Here is a 14,516-nt window from a genome sequence, read left to right on the forward strand (position 1 = left end):
ATTTCCGGGCACATGCCGGATTCCCGCGGTGCCGAGCCGCCGGACACCACCGACCTCGACCGGTTGCGGTCGGCGGCGTCCGGCTGCCGGGGATGCCCGCTTTACCAGGACGCCACCCAGACCGTCTTCGGCGAAGGCTCGGCCGGGGCGAAGGTTCTCGTCGTCGGCGAACAGCCGGGCGACAAGGAGGACCTCGCTGGCGAGCCGTTCGTCGGTCCCGCCGGGAAGCTGCTGGACCGCGCCTTCGAAGAGGCCGGCTTCGACCGGCGGTCGCTGTACGTCACCAACGCGGTCAAGCACTTCAAGTTCAAGCGCGACGAACGCGGGAAGCGCCGGATCCACCAGAAGCCGGGCCGCACCGAGGTGGTCGCGTGCCGCCCGTGGCTGCTGGCGGAGCTGCGCGCGGTACGCCCGGAACTGGTGCTGTTGCTGGGGGCGACGGCCGCGCAGTCGTTGCTGGGCCCGAAGTTCCGGCTGACCGCGCACCGGGGCGAGCCGCTCGAAGCGCCGGAGGAGCTGGCCGGGCTCGTGCCGACGGCCGTGGCCACGGTCCACCCGTCGGCCGTGCTGCGGGCGCCGGACCGGGACGAGGCCTACGCGGGCTTCGTCGCCGACCTGCGGGCCGCGGCCAAGCTGCTCGGCTGACCGGCCGACCCGCCGGTCGCGGCCAAGCTGCTCGGCTGACCGAAGCCCGCGTCCGCTATCCCAGCTGCCTCAGCGCCGCCTCGGCCGAGCCCGCGTGCTCGTCCAGATCCCGCCAGGGATCGGCCTTGCGGGCCAGCCGCCGCTTCGCCTTGCCCAGCGCCCAGCCGTCCGGGTCCGCCTTCCCCAGCTCGCGCCAGTCCAGCGGGGTGGCGGCCGCCGCGCCCGGGCGGGCCCGCAGCGAATACGGGGCCACGAACGTCTGCGCGTACCCGTTGCGGTTGGCGTCCAGGAAGATCCGGTCGCCGCGCTTGTCCTTGCGCTGGGCCGTCGTCAGCCGGTCCGGGTCGTCCTCGGCGACCCGGTCGGCCAGCGCCCGCGACAGCTCCAGCACCACTTCCGTGTCCGACTTCGCGTCCAGCGGCGCGAGCACGTGGAACCCGCGGCCGCCGGTCGCCTGGACGAACGCCGTCAGCCCCACCCGCTCGTAGTGGTCGCGGATGCGCCGCGCGACCGCGCGCAGCTCCGGCACCGGGGTGCCGTCCGGCGGGTCGAGGTCGAGCACCAGCCGGTCGGGCCGCTCGGGCGCGTCCGCAGTGGACAACCAGACGTGGAACTCCACGGTGCCCTGGTTCGCCAGGTATTCCAGCGTTGCGGCGTCCTCGCAGACGACGTACTCGTCGGTGCCGCCGCCGCGCCGGGGGACGCGCTCGACCCGGATCGTGTCCGGGAAGTGCTCCCCCGGGTGCTTCTGGAACCAGCCCTGCTTGCCGATGCCGTCCGGGAAGCGCCGCAGCGTCAGCGGGCGGCCGCGCAGGTGCGGCAGCATGACGTCCGCGACGGCGCGGTAGTACTCGACGACGTCCCCCTTGGTCAGGCCGTCGTCCGGGTAGAACACCTTGTCCGGGTGGGAAGTCTTCACGCGCGCTCCCGGACGACGTCCGCGGCCTTCTTGTCCTCCCGCAGCCCGGCGAACCGCGGGTGGCGCAGCCGCCCGTCGCGCGTCCACTCCGAGAAGCCGATCTGCGCGACCAGCTCGGGGCGCACCCAGTGCGCGCCGGGTTCCTCGACCGGCCCGGCGAACGGCGAGCGTGCCGTCTCCCGCTCGCGCAGCCGCGCGTGCAGCGACGTCAGCAACTGCTCGTCGAAGCCGGTGCCGACCTTCCCGGCGTACCTGAGTTCCCCGTCTTCGTGGTAGCCGAGCAGGAGCGCGCCGAAGCCGTGGCGGGCGCCCTGGGGATCGGTGTAGCCGCCGATGACGAGTTCCTGCCCCTGCGCGCACTTGAACTTCAGCCAGTCGGGTGACCGACCGTGGTGGTACGGCGCGTCCGCCCGCTTGGCGACGACGCCCTCCCAGCCGCGCCGGCAGGCGTCGCCGAAGAACTTCTCCCCTTCGGTGTTGCGGTGTGCCGACAACCGGAGCGGGTCCGCGAAGCCGAACGCGTGCCGCAGCAGCGCCTTCCGCTGCCTCAGCGGCAGCCCGGTCGTGTCGCGGTCGTCGAAGTACAGCAGGTCGAACAGGTAGTAGAAGACGCGCACGCCGGTCGCCCGTGCCCGGCCCGGGTCGCTGACGTGGATCCGGGGCTGCAACGCCGCGAAGCTGGTGTTCGCGCCGTCGAACGCGACGATCTCGCCGTCGGCGACGAACCGCGGGCCGCCCTGGGCGGCGAGGGCGTCGACGATCTCCGGGTAGGCGTTGTCCATCGCCTTGTGGTTGCGCGAATACAGCGTCGGCGCGCCGCCGTCGCGCACGCAGATCGCGCGGACGCCGTCCAGCTTGCGCTCGAAGATCCAGTCCGCGTCGGAGAACCGGCGATCGGTGAGCGTGGCCAGGGTCGGCTCACGCCAGCCGGGCCCGGTCACGACGCCTTCAGGGCCTTCTCGAGCTGGGCCCGCGTCATCTTCGAGCGGCCCTTCACGCCCTGTTCGCGGGCGAGCTTGTCCAGTTCGGACTTCGACAGGTCGGACAGCTCGGGCTCCGGGGGCTTCTTGGCGGGTTTCTTGGCGGGCTTCTTCGCCGGTTCCTTGCCGCCGCCCTTGCGGTTCTTCACGCTGCGCGAGAGGGCCTCGAACAGGTCCACGACGTCGGCCGAGGGTTCCGGCTCCGCTTCGTGGGCGATTTCCTTGCCGGCTTCCTTGGCCTTGATCAGCTCTTCGACGCGCTTCGAGTACTCGTCGCGGTAGTCCTCGGGCCGCCACGGCGCGGTCATCTCGTCGACCAGCGCGAGCGCCATGTCGAGTTCCTTGGGCCGCGGCTTCGGCAGCTCCGGCAGCTTGCCCATGACGTCCTTGGGCTCCCGCAGGTCGGCGACGAAGTGCAGGGTGTTGAGCACCATGACGTCCTCGCCGGCGCGGACGGCGGCGAGGTACTCCTTGCCCCGCAGGACGAACTTCGCGATGCCGGCCTTCTCACTGCGGTCCATCGCCTGCAGCAGCAGGCCGTACGCCTTGGCGAAGTCCTCCTTCGCCGGCTTGAGCCAGTACGTCTTGTCGAAGAACCACGGGTCGATCTCGTCGAGCTCGACGAACTGCTCGATGTCGATCCGGCGGGACCGTTCGGGCGCGATCTCGTCGAGTTCGTCCGGTTCGACGAGCACGTGGTCGCCGCCGCCGAGGTCGTAGCCCTTGACGATCTCGTCCTGGGTCACCTCGTCGCCGGTCCGCTCGTTGACGCGGCGGTTGCGGATCCGGTCCGACGTGCCGCGTTCGAACTGGTGGAAGTGGATCGTGTGGTCCGCCACCGCCGGGTACAGCTCCACCGGCACGGTGACCAGCCCCAGGCTCAGCGCGCCGCTCCACACCGGTCGGGCCATGACGTCCTCCTCGCCTCAGGCGACGTCGCTGTCGCGGCGGCTGCTCCGGTGCAGCCCGAGCATGTCCAGCAGCCGCGCGCAGTCCTCCGGGTCCTTGGCCCGCGCCGCCACGGCCAGCGCGGCCTTGCGGCGCGTGCGCTCCAGTTCCGCCGGGTCCCCGCCGTCGGCCAGCAGGTCCGACACCGGCCGCAGATCGTTGCGCTTGTCTCGCATGGGTTCGCTCCCCTCCGGCAGTGCGTTCGCGGGCGGATTACCCAGGATCACCGCAGGCGACACCGACGTCACCGAAGGAGTCACGAAGAAAGAGCCCGGCTGGGCCGAACGGGTGAATTCAGCCGGTCCGGGGCCCGGACACGGGCAAGGTGGTGAGATCCACGTCACAGCAGGAGGCTTGATGGGCACCCAGCTCCGCATCAGCCGCGAAGACGGCTCGCTGCCGTGCGAGGTCTGCGGGTTCCCCACGATGCACGTGGCCCAGGTGGTCGCCGACGACGGCACGATCCTCGGCCGCACCCTGGTCTGCACGACGTGCCAGCGCAGCAAGCCGCGCCCCGACCCGGCACCGCTCGAGTCCGAAGCCCCGCCGGACGAGGTCCCCGCCGGCTGACCACCCCACCCGCCGAGCCCGCCCGCACCTGAGCCGCGGTTCAGGCCGTGGTCGTCGCCACCGCGGCGACGAACTCCGCCGCCACCTCGTGGAGCTTGCGGTTGCCGTCCTGGGACCGCTTGACCAGGCGCTGGAACGCTTCCTCCGCCGTGATCCGGTGCGCCGCCATCAGGATCCCCTTGGCCTGGTCGATCACCGCGCGGGTCTCGAGTGCCCGGTTGAGCTGGTCGATCAGCTCGCGGGCCGCGAGGTAGCGCCGGGCGCTGCGGAGGCCGAACACCACCGTCGCCGTGTAGAGCTCGAGGATCTTCGTGCCCAGCTCGCTGAAGCCGTGCTCGCCGAAGCCGAACAGGTTCACCGCGCCGGTCATGTCGTCGTCCACCGTCAGCGGCGCCGCGAGGAAGCTCGCCACGCCCAGCCGCTCGGCCGCCGTCACGAACTGCGGCCACAGGTCCCCGACCGCGCCGACGCCGACGCGGACCGGCTGGCCGGTTTCGGCGGCGCGCAGGCACGGCCCGTCGCCGACGCGGTACTGCTCGCGGTCGAAGTTCACCGCCCGCTGGTCGGTGCTGGCCACCGTCTCCGGCACCCCGTCGCGCACCAGGGTGATGCTGGCCATGTCGGCTCCCGGAACCACCTGCACGACGTGGTCGCACACGGCCTGGAGCATCCGGCCGAGGTCGAGCTCGCTGTCCAGCATCGCCGTCAGCGACTCCATCGCGAGCGTGACTTCGTCCAGCCGCGCGGTGAGCTGCTCCTGGCCGCCCGTCATCCTGGTGACGCCCCTCCTCGTTCGACAGGGCGCTCTCAACCAGGGAGGACCCGGGCGCGCGCCACTAGTGGGCCGCTAGCGCTTTAACGGGTCCAGCGCGAGATTACTGCATCCCGATCACGCCGGGCACGAGCGGTCACCACGGCGGCGTGCCGCACGCCCGTTCGGAGCAACGACGGTTGCGAGTGGTGAGCGCGGGGTTAGGCTCAGGAGCACGGTTCAACCAGCAGCCGCTCCAACCCCCCGAGCGCGGCGCCGCTGCCGCGCCGCACCAGGACGGTGGCGAACGGCATGAACCTCCCCCGAGCCCGGCATCCCGGCCTCCGGCTGCGCACCGCGTGGCCCGCCCAGCACGCGGTCCTCGTCACCGCCCGCGGCGATCTCGACAGCGCGACGGCCGTCGACCTGGGCACCCTCCTCACCGATCGCCTGTGGGCGAGGCCGGAGCGGCTGACGGTCGACCTGTCCCGAGTGGACTTCCTCGGCGTGGCCGGGATCCGGGTGCTGCTGCACGCCGCGCTGCAGGCCGCGCAAGCCGGCACCGAACTGCTGGTGGTCACCGGGGCCAACCCGATCGTCCGGCGGGCGCTGCGGGTGACCGGGGCGGACCGGCGTCTCACGCTCACCGGACACCAGCCCGCCCCCGCGCCGGCCTGACCGGCGTGGTGCTAGCCGCGCAACGCCGGGAGCAGCTCCTTCTCGGCGAAGTCGAGGAAGCCTTCCTGCTGGTCACCGCCGATCTGGACCAGCGCCACATCGGTGAAGCCCGCCTTCTCGAACTCCTGCACCGCTTCGGCGATCGGGGCGATGTCCGGGCCGCACGGGATCGAGCCGGCGACGTCCTCCTCGCGGACGAACTGCGTCGCCCCGGCGAACCCGGCCGGTCCCGGCAGCTCGGCGTTGACCTTCCAGCCGCCGGCGAACCAGCGGAACTGCTCGTGCGCGCGCTTCACCGCGGCATCGCGGTCGGTGCCCCACGACACCGGCAGCTGCCCGATCTTGCGGCTGGGCTCGCCGCCGAGCTTCGTCGCGTCCCACTCCTGGGACAGCTCCGCCTTCGGTTCGACGGCGATCATGGCGTCGGCGACCGGGGCGAACCGCCGGACCGACTGCGAACCGGACACCGCGACGCCGATCGGCGTCCGCTTCTCCGGCAGGTCCCACAGCTTCGCCGAGTCGACGCGGAAGTGCTTGCCCTCGTAGTCGAAGTAGCCGCCGTCGAACAGGCCGCCGATGATCTGCACGGCCTCGGCGAGCATTTCGTGCCGGACGTTCGCCGGCGGCCAGCCGCGGCCGACGACGTGCTCGTTGAGGTTCTCCCCTGCCCCGAGGCCGAGGGTGAACCGGCCGCCGGACAGCGCCTGCACGGTCGCCGCCTTCTGGGCCACCACCGCCGGGTGGTAGCGCATGGTCGGGCAGGTCACGTAGGTCATCAGCTCGGCGCGCTCGGTCACCTGGGTGACCGCGCCCAGCACGGCCCAGGCGTAGGGTGCGTGGCCCTGCTCGTCCAGCCAGGGCGAGTAGTGGTCGCTCATGACCTCGAAGTCGAAGCCGGCCCGTTCCGCCCCGGCCGCGAACCGGACCAGGTCTCCCGGGCCCGCCTGCTCGGTCATCAGGGTGTAGCCGATCCGCATCGGCGCCTCCTCTCGGTCGGCTCTCCGGTTACCCGTGGTCCGCGCACGGTAACCCCCACGGTCGTGATGTTTGCCCCCTGATCGAGTGGGTAATCCCCGCGCGAGAAGAAGGGAGCGGGCATGCCTCAGTCGTGGAGCGGCAAGCGCGAGCGCCAGTACGAGCACATCAAGGACTCGGCCGAGGACCGCGGGGCGAGCACCGGGCGCGCGAAGGAGATCGCGGCACGCACGGTGAACAAGAACCGCGCCCAGTCGGGTGAGTCGCGGCAGGCGAGCAAGACGTCGCTCAAGGACCGCTCGCCCCAGCAGCGCGGCGGCGAGCGGTCCGGCAACCGCAAGGGCCCCGGGGGCCCGACGAAGGACCAGCTCTACAACGAAGCGAAGAAGAAGAACATCGACGGCCGCTCGAAGATGACCAAGAAGGAACTCGAACGGGCGCTGGGCCGGTGACCAAACCCGAAATCCCTGATCACGAAGTGTCAGCATTACACCGGATGGGTAGTACCTCGCGCATGGAAGAAACTCGAAGCGACAGCTCGTTCGGCGGCAAGCCGACCGTCGACGAGCTGCTCGACGAACTCGTCGAGCTGCGGCTCCCCGCGATGGCGGAGCAGATCCCGCTGGTCCGGATGCTCACGCACGGGGTGGTCTCGCGCGCGGACTTCGGGCTGGACGCCATCGCCGACGCCAAGATGGCGGTCGACGAAGCGTGCGCGCAGCTCGTCCAGCTGGCCGAGCTCGGCTCCCAGCTGCAGTGCCGCTTCCGCCTGGCCCCCGACGGCCTGCACGTCATCGTTTCCACCCGGTCGAGCGACCCGCGGCCACCGAGCGACCGCACGTTCGGCTGGCACGTCCTGACCACCCTGAGCCGGTCGGTGACCGCCCACTGCGACGCGCTTCCCGGCGAAGGGGCGGGCATCGTCACGATCGAGCTGGTGCTCAACCCGGGAACGAGCGCGTGAGCAGCGAGCGGAAAACCCTCCTCCACCGCCCGGACGAATACGCCCACTGCGAACCCCTCTTCGAGGAGCTGGGCACCCTCGAGCCCGGCGACCCGCGGCGGGACGTCGTCCGGAGCAAGCTCGTCACGGAGCTCCTCCCGCTGGCCGAGCACATCGCCACCCGGTTTTCCGGTCGCGGCGAGCCCCGCGAGGACCTGGTCCAGGTGGCCCGCATCGGCCTGATCAACGCGGTCGACCGGTTCGACCCCACCCGCGGCCACGACTTCCTGTCCTTCGCGGTCCCGACGATCATGGGCGAGGTCCGCAGGCACTTCCGCGACACCGGCTGGTCCGTCCGCGTCCCTCGCCGCCTGAAGGAGCTGCACCTTTCGCTGAGCCAGGGCTCGGCGGTGCTCTCCCAGCGCCTGGGCCGCGCCCCCACCCCGACCGAGCTGGCGGAGCACCTGAACCTGGACGTCGACGAGGTCCGCGAAGGCCTGCTGGCGGGCAACGCGTACCAGGCCCTGTCGGTCGACAAGCCGGTGCACGACGACGCCGAGGCGTTGTCACTGGCGGACACCATGGGGGAACCGGACCACGAGATGGCGATGGTGGAAAACCACGAGGCGCTCCAGCCGTTGCTGCAGGAACTGCCGAAGCGAGAGCGGGCCATCCTGGTGATGCGCTTCTTCGGCGGCTTGACCCAGACCCAGATCGCCGACCGGGTCGGGATTTCCCAGATGCACGTGTCCCGCCTGCTGTCGCAGACGTTGGAGCAGCTCCGCGGCAAGCTCACCGGCGAAGGCTAGCGGCGACGGCCGCCTTCCCGGCGGCGGTCGAGGTGGAGATACCCCTCCAGGTGATCGGTCGCGTTCTGCGGGCAGCCTTGCCGGCCCGGGGTACGCGGCCGCATCAGCGGCCGCGTACCGGGCTTGCGGAATCACCTCGGCAGAACCAGCTCCGGCGGCGCGCACCCCGGAACGAGGTTCATCCCAGCCACCCGGGCCGGTCCCCCTTCCGCAGCCGCCGCCACTGCCGCCGGAACTTCTCGCGCAGCCGTTCCGCCCGCCCGGCATCCCGCGCGTAGAGCATCCCGAAGGTGAACCCGTTCTGCCCCTCACCATGCGCGGCGATCGCCAGATGACGCAGCACATCCCGCCCGACCACGGTGTCCTGGTGCTCCCCCAGCGTGCTCTGCACGGCCTTGACGTTCCCCCGCCACACCCGGACCTTCTTCCCGTACACCGACTTCACGGTGTCGGCGGCATACCGGGCCTGCTTCGCCTTCTTGCGCACCTCGTGCAAAGCCACCCCCAGCTCATCCCCGCTCAGCCCCCGAGCAGCAGCCTCCGCCCGGCTGAGCTTCTTCGCGGCCTTCCGCAGCGGCTTGCGCAGACCGGCCTTCGCCGGCTTCCGCGCCTCGGCGGTCAGCGGGGGATCAGCCAGCAGGGCGTCCAGCGCACGCAACAGCCGCAAGTACCGCTTACCGGTCAGGGCAGCCAGCGCACGAGTCCGCCCTTCCTCGGCTTCCCGGGCGAAATGACGGGTGAGGAACTGCCGCAACGGCCCGAACACCAGCTCCGAAGGCAGGGCATCGAGCTCCTCCCGCAGCCGCGCCTCGGTGACCTCGGTGTCCCTGGCCGGCGACAACTGACGACCGAGCCACTGCAGCTCGCTCGCAAGAGCCGCGGTCTCCCGCTTGTCGACGACCGAGCCGAAGGTGCGAAGCGTGCTCCGCAGCTTCCGGATCGCGACACGCATCTGGTGCACCGAATCCTCGACATCCAGCCGCACCCCGACGTCGGCCCGGCGCAACCGGCCGTAGTGCTCGTGCAACGCCACCAGCACGACGTCCCCCGCGGACGGCTTCTTCCCCGGCCGCCGCGGTGCCGGGACCCGGTCACCGATCAGGCGGCGCAGCTTCGACGGCCACGGCGACGCCGAGGCACCGGCCTCGGTCAGGGCCCGGTCGAACTCCGCGAGCAGCCCGGGCTCGGCGTCGGGGTCCAGTTCGAGTTCCAGTTCACGCCACTCGTCCAGCCGCGCGCTCTCCCCACCCGCTTCGCCGGTCACGTGGTCGTCGGTGAGGGTCGCCACCGTGCGGCCGTCGGCGCCGGCGAGCCGGTGGGCGAACCGGTCGGTGCGCAGGCGCGCGATCGGCACCAGCTTCTCCCCCAGCGTGTACGCCCGGACCAGGCGCCTCAGCCGGCCGGGCACCTTGTGCGGGTCGCCGCCGAGCGGCAGCTGCAGTTCCTGCCGTTCGTCGGCCGACACCGGGAGCTTCAGGTGCCAGCCGGCGTCGGGGCCGCCGACGCGCCGCCGCAGCGTGATGCCGCTGCGGGCCAGCCGGAACGTCGCCGTGTCGTAGTAGGACGCGTCGAGGACGTGCTCGACCGGATCGTCCTGGGTTTCGACGCCGGCGACGCCGACCAGGCGGGGCACGCCGCTGCCCGCGACGATCTCGTACTTGCGTTCGCGCTCGGTCACCGCGGACGGCGCTGCCATGGGTCTTCCTCCTTGGGGCCGGGTTCGCCGTAGGGATACCCGAGCCGCCCGCGGCCGACACGGGATTCGGCGCCGGAGCGGCGGGTATCCCGTCTTTCGAACCCCCGGAACTCCGAAACCCGGAGTGCCGGCCCGCGTCCGGACCAGGAGAGTGCATGAACGGCCACCCGCCCGCAACCGACCTGACGACCGTCCTCGACGGCGACCACCGCGAGCTCGACCGGCTCTGCACCGAGCTCGAGCTCGGCCAGGGCAGCCCGGAGAACCGCAAGGACCTCGCCGACCACCTGGTCGCGGAGCTGGTCCGGCACTCCGTCGCCGAAGAGCCCTACCTCGGCGAAGACGGCGATCTCGCCGAAGCGGACGGCCTGATGCGCGAGCTCGAAGGCGCGGGACCGCAGGAGACGCGGTTCGAGCGCCTGCTGGGCGGGCTGATCCGCGCCGTCCGGCGGCACGTCCGCGAGGAGGGCCCCGCGGCCGTGGCCGAGATCCGGCGCACCTGCTCCCCCGAGCGGCGGGCCGAACTGGGCGAAGCGGTCCTGGACAGCCGGGAGGCCGCCCCGACGCTGCCGCACCCGGATCTCGCCGACCGCGTGCCCCAGGCCGACCAGCTGTGGCCGGGGCCGGGGTTCGTCGACCGGGCCCGTGCCGCCCTGCGCACGCCCGCATCGGGTTGAATGAGGGGTCGGCACCCCGATCCGGAAGGCAGCGAGCACCCATGAGCGTCGGCGAAGAGGAATGGGCCCGGGAACGGGCCGGGTTCGGGCCGGACGGTGAGCCGGCGCCGGGTCTGCTGGCGGCCCAGTTCGCCCAGCTCACGCAGACCCTGCTCGACGCGACGCCGACCGTCGGCGGCGTGCTGAAGCTCGTCGTCGGCGCGGCGGCCGCGCTCGTCCCGGACGCCGACCTGGTCAGCGTCACCCTGCGGGACGCCGACGGCACCTTCCACACCCCGGTCGGGACGGACCCGGTCGCCGAGCGGCTCGATCAGGTGCAGTACGACCACGGCGAAGGCCCGTGCGTGGAGTCGGCCCGCCCCGACGGCCCGGCCGTCGGCTGGTCGCCGGACCTCGGCGGGGACGCGCGCTGGCCCGCGTTCGGCCCGGCCGCCGCCCGCCACGGCTACCACTCGGTGCTGGCCACGGCCCTGCTCCCGGACGCCCGGCTGCCGCGGCTGTCCGGCGCGCTCAACATCTACTCCCGCAGGCCGGGCGCGTTCGACGCGCGGGCGATCGACCTCGCGCTGCTGCTGGCCACCCACGCGTCACTGGCGCTGGCCCACACCCACGCCGTGGCCTCGGCCGAGCTGGAGGCCGCGCACCTGCGCCGGGCGGTCGACAGCCGCGACGTCATCGGCCAGGCGAAGGGCATCCTGATGCAGCGGCGCGGGATCACCGCCGACGAGGCGTTCGACGTGCTGCGCCGCGCGTCCCAGGAGCTCAACGTCAAGCTCGCCGATCTGGCGAAGACCCTCGCCACCCGGCACACCGAGGTGGACCTGCCGGCCGCCGAGGCCTGAGACACGCCGGAAGCGGCACTTTCACCGGGAAAGTGCCGCTTCCGCGGGGGGTGCCGGATTACTGGGCGGAGTACGGGGACCGGTTTTCCAGCGACGGGCTGGCCGTCGGGTACCGGCCGTCCTGGCCCGGCACCGGGGTGACCGTGGTGCCCTGCTGCTCCGGCTCCACCCGCGGCCGGGGACCGCGCTGGACGACCGCCTCGACCTCCTGCTCCCCGCGGATGCGGGCCAGGACGCCGAGGGTGATCGCGTGGGCCAGGGCGAGGATCAGCAGCAGGACACCGATCCGCCCGACCACGCCGGGCAGGTCGCTGCCACCCATCTCGATGGTCGAGAGGAGCGCCAGCACCCCCAGCGTCGCGAGGTGGAACAACACCGTGACCAGGCGGGTCATCGAAGCGCCCGCCGCCGGGTCGCCGTAGGAGTTCTCCAGGTACCGGCGGCCGCTGCGGTAGATGATCTGCCCGTCTATCAGGACCAGCGCAATGCCGATCGCGAGGAACGACAGGTACGCGTTCGTGGTCATGCCGGACGCTCCTTCCTGGGGGACCTTGCCGGAGGAATACCCGGCAGGTCGCGCAGGGAAACGCCGCCGTCACCCCGTGAAGGCGTCCGGATCCGGCCCGGTGCGGCGGCCCTCGTCGAGCCGGCCGATTTCGGCCATGTCCTCGTCGTCGAGCTCGAAGCCGAAGACGTCGAGGTTCTGGCGCATCCGGTCCGGCGAGGCCGACTTCGGGAACACGATGTTCCCGAGCTGGACGTGCCAGCGCAGCACGACCTGCGCGGCCGTCCGCCCGTGCTTCTCCGCCAGGCCGGTGAGCACCGGGTCGCCGAGGACGGCGGCCTGCGCCAGCGGGCTCCACGCCTCGGTGGCGATGCCGTGCGCCTGGTGGTAGTCGCGCAGCGGCGCCTGCTGCAACGCCGGGTGCAGCTCGATCTGGTTGACCGCGGGCACCAGGGACGTCTCTTCGGCGAGCCGGTCGAGGTGGGCGGGCTGGAAGTTCGACACGCCGACGGCGCGCGCCTTGCCCGCCCGCAGGATGTCTTCGAAGCCCTGCCACGTCCGGACGAACGTGTCCTTGGCCGGCAACGGCCAGTGGATCAGGTAGAGGTCGACGTAGTCGAAGCCGAGCCGGCGCAGGCTGCCTTCGAGCGCGGTGATCGCGTTGTCGTGCCCGTGCGCGTCGTTCGCCAGCTTCGTCGTGACGAACACGTCTTCGCGGGCCACGCCGGAGTCCGCGATCCCGGCGGCGACCCCGGCCTCGTTGCGGTACATCTGCGCGGTGTCGATGTGGCGGTACCCCGTTTCCAGGGCCGTCCGCACGGCCTGGGCGGTTTCCTCGGGCGGGATCTGGAAAACGCCGAACCCGAGCTGCGGGATCCGCACGCCGTTGTTCAGTTCCACGGTGGGAACGCCGGCAGTGGTGGTCGTCATGGCTACCGCCTACCCGGCGGTCCCGGGACGTGAAACGCGGCGGGGCGGGTGATCCCCGACCCGCCGCGCGAACTCTCCCCGGACGGGTTACTGCCCCGGGCGGGCCACGTCACCGCGCCAGCCGCCGGTCTCCCGGCCGCGCTGCTCGATGAACTCCTTGAACCGCTTGAGGTCGCCCTTCACCCGGCGGTCGAGCACACCGAGCTTGTCGGCGACGTTCTCGGCGAAGCCCTCCGGATCGATGTCCATCTGGGCAGTCACCCGCGTGTGCGAGTCGTCCAGCCGGTGGAAGGTGATGACCCCGGCGTGGTCGGGACCGGAGTCCGACGTCCAGGCGACCCGCTCGTCGGGGTGCTGCTCGGTGATCGTCGCGTCGAATTCGCGCGTCACGCCACCGAACCGCGTCACCCAGTGGGTGCGGGTGGCGTCCAGCTGGCGGATTTCTTCGACGCCCTCCATGAACTTCGGGAATTCCTCGAACTGCGTCCACTGGTTGTACGCGGTCGAAACGGGGACTTCCACGTCCACGATTTCGGTGATCGTGCTCATGCACTCCTCCTCGTCGATGGATGGCTCAATTCGGCTACCCGGTGCAGCGGGGGTCAAACCCGGCGCGATTGACCACCGACGGGTCCGGGTACACGGCGACCAGGCAGAGGAGGTGTTCGGTGATCGAAGAAGCGAACAAGACACCGGCGGCCGACCGCTCGATCGGCGAGCTGGTGACGGACCTGACCGACGAAGTCAAGCGGCTCGTCCGGGACGAGATGCGGCTCGCGGTCTTCGAACTGCAGCGCAAGGGCAAGAAAATGGGCCTCGGCGCCGGGTTGTTCGGCGCGGCGGGGCTGTTCGCCTTCCTCGGCGCCGGCACGCTGGTCGCGGCCGCGGTGCTGGCGCTCGCGCTGGTCGTGCCCGGCTGGCTGGCGGCGGTGATCGTCGCGGTCGCGCTGTTCGTGGTCGCCGGGATCGCGGCGCTGGTCGGGAAGAAGGAAGTGACGCAGGGGGTGCCGCCGGTACCCGAAGAAGCGATCAGCGGCGTCCGCGAAGACGTGGCGACCGTGAAGCAGGGAGTGCGGACATGAGCGGAAACTTCCCGAAGAACGCCGAAGAGGCGCGGCTCGACCGGGACGCCACCCGGGAAGAGCTCACCGAGACCCTGGAGGCGCTCGGGCAGAAGCTCGACGTCAAGACCCGGGTCAAGGAAAACGTCGACGAGAAACTCGACCAGGCGACCGCGAAGGTCGCCGACGTGACGAACGAGCCGACCGCGGTCAAATTCCGCCAGGGCGCCGACGCCGTCCGCGCCAACCCGCTGCCGGTCTTCGCCGGCGTGCTGGGCCTGGTCATCCTGATCCGCCTGATCCTGCGCCGGAGGAACTCGTGAACAAAGCGCTCTACAAGCCGCTGAGCTGGGTGGTGGGTGCCCTGGGCGGCGTCCTCGCCGGCCAGGTCTTCAAGCAGGTCTGGAGCCGCGTGGCCGGGGAAGACGACGCCCCCGACGCCACCGACCGCGACTACACCTGGCGGCAGGTGGTCATCGCGGCGGCGGTGCAGGGAGCGATCTTCGGTGCGGTCAAGGCCGCCACCGAGCGGGCCGGCGCGGTCGGCTACCGCAAGGCCACCGGCGACTGGCCGGGCGACGACTGAC

The 14,516-nt window shown here is 71.7% G+C and carries 21 protein-coding genes; 11 read left to right on the forward strand and 10 right to left on the reverse strand.

Features of this window, described 5'->3' with window-relative positions; all coding sequences use genetic code 11:
* Positions 1–12 precede the first annotated feature (12 nt).
* Entirely contained in the window at positions 13–645 is a 633-nt protein-coding gene (locus DV20_RS16985; RefSeq protein WP_043781307.1) for a UdgX family uracil-DNA binding protein, read from the forward strand.
* A gap of 55 nt (positions 646–700) precedes the next feature.
* Here the strand turns inward: DV20_RS16985 and ligD (DV20_RS16990) are convergent, their stop codons facing one another.
* Genes ligD (DV20_RS16990) through DV20_RS17005 form a run of 4 tightly spaced genes read right to left on the reverse strand, consistent with a single transcriptional unit; the run spans position 701 to position 3,668 of the window.
* Positions 701–1,564, reverse strand: a complete 864-nt coding sequence (gene ligD / locus DV20_RS16990; RefSeq protein ID WP_043781308.1) for a non-homologous end-joining DNA ligase — start codon at positions 1,562–1,564, stop codon at positions 701–703.
* Complete coding sequence (ligD, locus tag DV20_RS16995; protein ID WP_043781311.1) at positions 1,561–2,505, reverse strand: non-homologous end-joining DNA ligase; 945 nt, start codon at positions 2,503–2,505, stop codon at positions 1,561–1,563. Before ligD (DV20_RS16995) ends, ligD (DV20_RS16990) begins: the two co-directional genes overlap by 4 nt.
* A complete protein-coding gene (gene ku, locus DV20_RS17000) occupies positions 2,502–3,455 on the reverse strand; it encodes a non-homologous end joining protein Ku (protein ID WP_043781314.1) in 954 nt (317 codons plus the stop codon). Before ku ends, ligD (DV20_RS16995) begins: the two co-directional genes overlap by 4 nt.
* 15 nt (positions 3,456–3,470) lie before the next feature.
* On the reverse strand, positions 3,471–3,668 hold the full coding sequence (locus DV20_RS17005) for a hypothetical protein (protein ID WP_043781316.1): 198 nt from the start codon (positions 3,666–3,668) through the stop codon (positions 3,471–3,473).
* Between the two features lie 181 nt (positions 3,669–3,849).
* Between DV20_RS17005 and DV20_RS17010 the strand changes: the two genes are divergently transcribed.
* Positions 3,850–4,062 carry a hypothetical protein gene (locus DV20_RS17010; RefSeq protein WP_043781319.1) on the forward strand — a complete coding sequence of 71 codons (213 nt, stop codon included), beginning with the start codon at positions 3,850–3,852 and terminating at the stop codon, positions 4,060–4,062.
* Between the two features lie 40 nt (positions 4,063–4,102).
* On the opposite strand, the gene DV20_RS17015 is transcribed toward DV20_RS17010, so the two are convergent.
* Complete coding sequence (locus DV20_RS17015; protein ID WP_043781322.1) at positions 4,103–4,834, reverse strand: ANTAR domain-containing response regulator; 732 nt, start codon at positions 4,832–4,834, stop codon at positions 4,103–4,105.
* A gap of 291 nt (positions 4,835–5,125) precedes the next feature.
* On the opposite strand from DV20_RS17015, the gene DV20_RS17020 reads away from it, so the two are divergent.
* Positions 5,126–5,491 carry an STAS domain-containing protein gene (locus DV20_RS17020; protein WP_043781324.1) on the forward strand — a complete coding sequence of 122 codons (366 nt, stop codon included), beginning with the start codon at positions 5,126–5,128 and terminating at the stop codon, positions 5,489–5,491.
* Positions 5,492–5,502: 11 nt separating this feature from the next.
* Here DV20_RS17020 and DV20_RS17025 read toward each other — a convergent pair whose 3' ends face one another.
* The gene (locus DV20_RS17025; RefSeq protein ID WP_043781326.1) at positions 5,503–6,468 is read right to left on the reverse strand and encodes a TIGR03557 family F420-dependent LLM class oxidoreductase; all 966 of its coding nucleotides are present in this window, start codon (positions 6,466–6,468) and stop codon (positions 5,503–5,505) included.
* A 120-nt stretch (positions 6,469–6,588) separates the two neighbouring features.
* On the opposite strand from DV20_RS17025, the gene DV20_RS17030 reads away from it, so the two are divergent.
* From DV20_RS17030 to DV20_RS17040, 3 genes are all read left to right on the forward strand, one after another.
* Positions 6,589–6,918 carry a hypothetical protein gene (locus DV20_RS17030; RefSeq protein ID WP_043781329.1) on the forward strand — a complete coding sequence of 110 codons (330 nt, stop codon included), beginning with the start codon at positions 6,589–6,591 and terminating at the stop codon, positions 6,916–6,918.
* A gap of 62 nt (positions 6,919–6,980) precedes the next feature.
* A complete protein-coding gene (locus DV20_RS17035) occupies positions 6,981–7,430 on the forward strand; it encodes an ATP-binding protein (protein WP_043781331.1) in 450 nt (149 codons plus the stop codon).
* A complete protein-coding gene (locus DV20_RS17040; RefSeq protein ID WP_043781333.1) occupies positions 7,427–8,218 on the forward strand; it encodes a SigB/SigF/SigG family RNA polymerase sigma factor in 792 nt (263 codons plus the stop codon). The genes DV20_RS17035 and DV20_RS17040 overlap by 4 nt, the downstream gene beginning before the upstream one ends.
* Positions 8,219–8,396: 178 nt before the next feature.
* Here the strand turns inward: DV20_RS17040 and DV20_RS17045 are convergent, their stop codons facing one another.
* The gene (locus DV20_RS17045; protein WP_043781337.1) at positions 8,397–9,914 is read right to left on the reverse strand and encodes a CYTH and CHAD domain-containing protein; all 1,518 of its coding nucleotides are present in this window, start codon (positions 9,912–9,914) and stop codon (positions 8,397–8,399) included.
* A gap of 155 nt (positions 9,915–10,069) precedes the next feature.
* On the opposite strand from DV20_RS17045, the gene DV20_RS17050 reads away from it, so the two are divergent.
* Together DV20_RS17050 and DV20_RS17055 are read left to right on the forward strand one after the other, a co-directional pair.
* Entirely contained in the window at positions 10,070–10,591 is a 522-nt protein-coding gene (locus DV20_RS17050; RefSeq protein WP_043781341.1) for a hemerythrin domain-containing protein, read from the forward strand.
* A gap of 41 nt (positions 10,592–10,632) precedes the next feature.
* The gene (locus DV20_RS17055) at positions 10,633–11,433 is read left to right on the forward strand and encodes a GAF and ANTAR domain-containing protein (RefSeq protein WP_043781344.1); all 801 of its coding nucleotides are present in this window, start codon (positions 10,633–10,635) and stop codon (positions 11,431–11,433) included.
* Between the two features lie 58 nt (positions 11,434–11,491).
* On the opposite strand, the gene DV20_RS17060 is transcribed toward DV20_RS17055, so the two are convergent.
* From DV20_RS17060 to DV20_RS17070, 3 genes are all read right to left on the reverse strand, one after another.
* Positions 11,492–11,959: a hypothetical protein gene (locus DV20_RS17060; RefSeq protein ID WP_043781345.1), complete on the reverse strand. Its 468-nt coding sequence runs from the start codon at positions 11,957–11,959 to the stop codon at positions 11,492–11,494.
* A 69-nt stretch (positions 11,960–12,028) separates the two neighbouring features.
* Positions 12,029–12,868 (reverse strand): aldo/keto reductase, encoded by an 840-nt coding sequence (locus DV20_RS17065; protein ID WP_043781347.1) that lies wholly within the window; start codon positions 12,866–12,868, stop codon positions 12,029–12,031.
* A gap of 87 nt (positions 12,869–12,955) precedes the next feature.
* Positions 12,956–13,417, reverse strand: coding sequence for an SRPBCC family protein (locus DV20_RS17070; RefSeq protein ID WP_043781350.1), 462 nt, complete (start codon positions 13,415–13,417; stop codon positions 12,956–12,958).
* Between the two features lie 119 nt (positions 13,418–13,536).
* On the opposite strand from DV20_RS17070, the gene DV20_RS17075 reads away from it, so the two are divergent.
* The 3 genes from DV20_RS17075 to DV20_RS17085 are packed head-to-tail and all read left to right on the forward strand — an operon-like array spanning position 13,537 to position 14,515.
* The gene (locus DV20_RS17075; protein WP_043781354.1) at positions 13,537–13,950 is read left to right on the forward strand and encodes a phage holin family protein; all 414 of its coding nucleotides are present in this window, start codon (positions 13,537–13,539) and stop codon (positions 13,948–13,950) included.
* Positions 13,947–14,252 carry a DUF3618 domain-containing protein gene (locus DV20_RS17080; RefSeq protein WP_043781356.1) on the forward strand — a complete coding sequence of 102 codons (306 nt, stop codon included), beginning with the start codon at positions 13,947–13,949 and terminating at the stop codon, positions 14,250–14,252. Before DV20_RS17075 ends, DV20_RS17080 begins: the two co-directional genes overlap by 4 nt.
* Entirely contained in the window at positions 14,249–14,515 is a 267-nt protein-coding gene (locus DV20_RS17085; protein ID WP_043781359.1) for a DUF4235 domain-containing protein, read from the forward strand. Before DV20_RS17080 ends, DV20_RS17085 begins: the two co-directional genes overlap by 4 nt.
* Position 14,516: the final 1 nt, after the last annotated feature.

It is taken from the genome of Amycolatopsis rifamycinica (genome assembly GCF_000695625.1).
Classification (GTDB): domain Bacteria; phylum Actinomycetota; class Actinomycetes; order Mycobacteriales; family Pseudonocardiaceae; genus Amycolatopsis; species Amycolatopsis rifamycinica.

Excerpts from the sequence above, each read along its gene's own strand:
- DV20_RS17045 (WP_043781337.1), bottom strand. The coding sequence starts at position 9,914 with ATGGCAGCGCCGTCCGCGGTGACCGAGCGCGAACGCAAGTACGAGATC.
- DV20_RS17065 (WP_043781347.1), bottom strand. The coding sequence starts at position 12,868 with ATGACGACCACCACTGCCGGCGTTCCCACCGTGGAACTGAACAACGGC.
- DV20_RS17080 (WP_043781356.1), top strand. The coding sequence starts at position 13,947 with ATGAGCGGAAACTTCCCGAAGAACGCCGAAGAGGCGCGGCTCGACCGG.
- DV20_RS17060 (WP_043781345.1), bottom strand. The coding sequence starts at position 11,959 with ATGACCACGAACGCGTACCTGTCGTTCCTCGCGATCGGCATTGCGCTG.
- DV20_RS17035 (WP_043781331.1), top strand. The coding sequence starts at position 6,981 with ATGGAAGAAACTCGAAGCGACAGCTCGTTCGGCGGCAAGCCGACCGTC.
- DV20_RS17055 (WP_043781344.1), top strand. The coding sequence starts at position 10,633 with ATGAGCGTCGGCGAAGAGGAATGGGCCCGGGAACGGGCCGGGTTCGGG.
- DV20_RS17025 (WP_043781326.1), bottom strand. The coding sequence starts at position 6,468 with ATGCGGATCGGCTACACCCTGATGACCGAGCAGGCGGGCCCGGGAGAC.
- DV20_RS17070 (WP_043781350.1), bottom strand. The coding sequence starts at position 13,417 with ATGAGCACGATCACCGAAATCGTGGACGTGGAAGTCCCCGTTTCGACC.
- DV20_RS17020 (WP_043781324.1), top strand. The coding sequence starts at position 5,126 with ATGAACCTCCCCCGAGCCCGGCATCCCGGCCTCCGGCTGCGCACCGCG.
- DV20_RS17015 (WP_043781322.1), bottom strand. The coding sequence starts at position 4,834 with ATGACGGGCGGCCAGGAGCAGCTCACCGCGCGGCTGGACGAAGTCACG.
- DV20_RS17030 (WP_043781329.1), top strand. The coding sequence starts at position 6,589 with ATGCCTCAGTCGTGGAGCGGCAAGCGCGAGCGCCAGTACGAGCACATC.
- DV20_RS17010 (WP_043781319.1), top strand. The coding sequence starts at position 3,850 with ATGGGCACCCAGCTCCGCATCAGCCGCGAAGACGGCTCGCTGCCGTGC.
- ku (WP_043781314.1), bottom strand. The coding sequence starts at position 3,455 with ATGGCCCGACCGGTGTGGAGCGGCGCGCTGAGCCTGGGGCTGGTCACC.
- DV20_RS17005 (WP_043781316.1), bottom strand. The coding sequence starts at position 3,668 with ATGCGAGACAAGCGCAACGATCTGCGGCCGGTGTCGGACCTGCTGGCC.
- DV20_RS17050 (WP_043781341.1), top strand. The coding sequence starts at position 10,070 with ATGAACGGCCACCCGCCCGCAACCGACCTGACGACCGTCCTCGACGGC.
- DV20_RS16985 (WP_043781307.1), top strand. The coding sequence starts at position 13 with ATGCCGGATTCCCGCGGTGCCGAGCCGCCGGACACCACCGACCTCGAC.